Consider the following 2968-nt stretch of genomic DNA (forward strand, 5'->3'; position numbering starts at 1 on the left):
AGCTCGCCCGGGCGGCCGCGCAGCACCGGCTCGCGGTGCCCGCCGTGCAGGTACCAGGCGCCGCCGCACAGCTCGTCGAGCACCCCGGGGCGCGAGTCCGCCGCGCGGAGCCTGCGCAGCACCGCCTCGGTGGGGTCGGCCGCCCAGTCGATCCGGCGCTCCTCCTGGCGCAGCGCGGGCCGGGTCCGTACGGTGCCGCTCCAGCCGGGGCCGGACTGCGGCTCCGGCGCGTACCCGCCGGAGGCGAAGCGTTCGACGGCGAGCAGCGCGGCCGCCACCGCCGCGTCGGCGACCTCGTTGCGGTACAGGTCGCTCTTGCCGTACCCGGGCAGCCGGCAGGGCACCCAGGCCCAGACCGGCCCGGCGTCCAGCTCCGCCTCGGCCTGCAGCACCGTCACGCCCCAGTCGGTGCGGCCCTCCTGGACGGCCCGGTCGAGGGAGGACGGGCCGCGGTCGCCCGGCGGGCCGGGGTGGACGACCAGGCAGGTGAGCTGTGACCAGAGCTCGCGCGGGATCGCCGTGCGCAGCATCGGCGCGAGCACCAGGTCGGGTTTCAGGCGGTGCACCGCGTCGAGCAACTCCTCGTCGTCACCGGCCAGTTGGACGTCCACGGTGTGGAGCCGGTCGCGCAGTTCGGCGTGCAGCCGCTGGCTGAGGCTGTTGAACGCGCTGGCGAGGAGAAGAATCCGCATGTACGACTCCGACGGGGTGGGGTTCCGGGAACCCGGCGATCATCGCTTCCGCCCCCGTGACGCCCCGTCCCGTCCGGTATGTCGCGCCGCGCGTTCACCCGAGCGGCCGGAGCCGGGCGGCGGGGCCGAGCGGGTAGCATGTAAGGCATGACTCCGATCAGTGACCCTTACGAGATCCGCTCCGGCGTGCCCACCGTCGAGGTCTTCCGCCGTCTGCGCACCGACGCCGGCCTCTCCGACAAGGCCCCCGAGGCGGTCGCGCTCGCCCTCCCCAACACCTGGTACGGCGTGGTCCTCCACCACGAGGGCGAGCCCGTCGGCATGGGGCGGATCATCGGCGACGGCGGCACCGCGTTCCAGGTCACCGACATCTGCGTCCACCCCGCGCACCAGGGCCACGGCCTCGGCAAGCGCATCATGGCCGCCCTCACCGAGGAACTGGAGCGCCGGGCACCCGCCACCGCGTACGTCTCGCTGATCGCGGACGGGCCCGCGCGCTTCCTCTACGAGAAGTTCGGCTTCGCGGACACCGCCGCCCACGACTCGATCGGCATGTACCGCCTGATGGGCGGGCGCTGACGGCCCGACGGCCTGGACTGTCGGTGGCGCGGTGTGTACTGGTGCCCGACCCGCCGCCCGCACGCACGACCCCGGAGGCACCCCGATGGCCCGACTCCACGTCCGTTCCGGCCTCGACCCCGACGAGCCGGACACCCCGGCGGCCGCCCTGGTCGTCGACCCCGACGGCACCCCGGGGGAACAGGCCCTGGAACGCCTCGGCGGGCACTGCTACGAGGGCGACGAGGTCCTCTACCTGGTACAGACCGACGGCTGGGCCGAACACAGCTACGACGGGGGCCTGTTGACCGTCGCCGTCGCCGTCCACCCGGCCGTCCTGGAACGGGCGGAGATCGACCCGGCCGGCTTCCCGCTCCGCTCGGCCGCCGACCCGGCGGCCGTCCTCGTACTGCGCGCCGAGACCGCCGTCGCCCCGGCCGTCGCCGAGCGGCTCGCCGAAGGCGCCGCCGTCCTCCTCGGCCCGCCGGACACCCCACTCGACGACCTCCTCGGCCCCGACGGCGACTGGCCGATCATCCTCGCGGGGCCCCCGCAGCCGTAGGCGGCCGCTTCGGCCACCCGCCCGGCCGGTTTCATCCGGCCCGGAGACGGCGGAGGGCGCGCCTACATCCTGCGGCGGCGCAGCAGAAAGGGCCCTTCCGGTGGCGACCGGCGGGGCCCTTCTCCCACGCCGAAGCGTGGGCGTGTCACTCGGAGTCGGCGACCACCTGGATCTCGTCCTCCCGAAGGATGAGGTGCTCCTCGCCCTCGATCGTGACCTCGGTGCCCGCGTACGCACCGGACGGCTTCTTGTCCGTACCGGACGCCGTCGCCTTGCTGTCCTCGGCCATGTCTCCTCCTTTCGGTCGACACGGTGTCGACCCGCGCCGATCCTGCCATGACCAACCGTCACCGGGCCATCGCCCTCGGTGGAGCAGGGCAGCCCTGCCGAGGCCAACCTGTCGATGGCATCGGCGACTTGATGTCATTTCAGAAGTCGGACGCGCCGCCGACGACGCACCCCGCTCAGGGTCAGGTCGACTGACGCCGCTCCCCGTCCGGGGTGCCGAGGAGGTCGGTGACCAGGTGGCGGGCGTAGGCGGGGTTGAGGCCGGAGGGGCGGAAGAGGATGCGGTACATCAGGGGGGCGACGAGGCGGTCCATGGCGGTCTCGACCTCGGGGGCGTCCTCGCCGCGGGCGCGGGCCTGGGCGAGGACGAGGCCGAGCTGGTCGGCGGCGTAGGCCGAGCACTGGCCGGCGTTGCCGCCGTCCGGGTCGCCGAGGAGGGCGTCGCGGACGTAGGCGCGGCCGGAGGCGGAGGCCATCTCGTCGAGGAACTGTTCGGCCCAGGCGGTGAGGTCGGCGCGCAGGCCGCCGCGGTCCTCCGGTTCGGTGTCCGGGCGCAGCCGCTCCACCGCGACGTCCGACAGCAGCTCGGCGAGGTCGCCCCAGCGGCGGTAGACCGTGGACGGGGTGACGCCGGCCCGCTGGGCGACCATCGGTACGGTGAGCGCCTCGCGGCCCACCTCCGCGAGCAGCTCGCGGACCGCGGTGTGCACCGCCTCCTGGACGCGGGCGCTGCGCCCGCCCGGGCGGGCCATCTGGCGAGGACTCATACCGCCATCTTAAAGCGTCGCCTTTGCGTTAAGGCGGGCTGGGCCCGGTCAGACCACCGGTGCGAGCGCCCGCGCGGGCTGCGTGCGCTCGTAGGCGTGGC

General features: G+C 74.5%; 5 protein-coding genes. 2 read left to right on the forward strand and 3 right to left on the reverse strand.

All coding sequences use genetic code 11. The features are described from left to right. On the reverse strand, positions 1 to 692 hold a 692-nt coding region (locus ACWDCZ_RS39880; protein ID WP_449818531.1), incomplete at its 3' end, for a formyltransferase family protein. A 147-nt stretch (positions 693 to 839) separates the two neighbouring features. Between ACWDCZ_RS39880 and ACWDCZ_RS39885 the strand changes: the two genes are divergently transcribed. Beyond that, on the forward strand, positions 840 to 1271 hold the full coding sequence (locus tag ACWDCZ_RS39885) for a GNAT family N-acetyltransferase (RefSeq protein ID WP_449818532.1): 432 nt from the start codon (positions 840 to 842) through the stop codon (positions 1269 to 1271). 85 nt (positions 1272 to 1356) lie between these two features. Then, entirely contained in the window at positions 1357 to 1812 is a 456-nt protein-coding gene (locus ACWDCZ_RS39890) for a hypothetical protein (RefSeq protein WP_449818533.1), read from the forward strand. Positions 1813 to 1957: 145 nt separating this feature from the next. Here the strand turns inward: ACWDCZ_RS39890 and ACWDCZ_RS39895 are convergent, their stop codons facing one another. Together ACWDCZ_RS39895 and ACWDCZ_RS39900 are read right to left on the reverse strand one after the other, a co-directional pair. Beyond that, a complete protein-coding gene (locus ACWDCZ_RS39895; RefSeq protein WP_449818534.1) occupies positions 1958 to 2101 on the reverse strand; it encodes a hypothetical protein in 144 nt (47 codons plus the stop codon). Positions 2102 to 2282: 181 nt separating this feature from the next. Beyond that, positions 2283 to 2867: a TetR/AcrR family transcriptional regulator gene (locus ACWDCZ_RS39900; RefSeq protein ID WP_449818535.1), complete on the reverse strand. Its 585-nt coding sequence runs from the start codon at positions 2865 to 2867 to the stop codon at positions 2283 to 2285. Between the last annotated feature and the right edge of the window lie 101 nt (positions 2868 to 2968).

The sequence above is a fragment of the Kitasatospora sp. NPDC001225 genome (assembly GCF_053597855.1).

Bases quoted from the DNA above. Each gene is read 5' to 3' on its own strand.
- ACWDCZ_RS39900 (WP_449818535.1), bottom strand. From the start codon at position 2,867: ATGAGTCCTCGCCAGATGGCCCGCCCGGGCGGGCGCAGCGCCCGCGTC.
- ACWDCZ_RS39885 (WP_449818532.1), top strand. From the start codon at position 840: ATGACTCCGATCAGTGACCCTTACGAGATCCGCTCCGGCGTGCCCACC.
- ACWDCZ_RS39895 (WP_449818534.1), bottom strand. From the start codon at position 2,101: ATGGCCGAGGACAGCAAGGCGACGGCGTCCGGTACGGACAAGAAGCCG.
- ACWDCZ_RS39890 (WP_449818533.1), top strand. From the start codon at position 1,357: ATGGCCCGACTCCACGTCCGTTCCGGCCTCGACCCCGACGAGCCGGAC.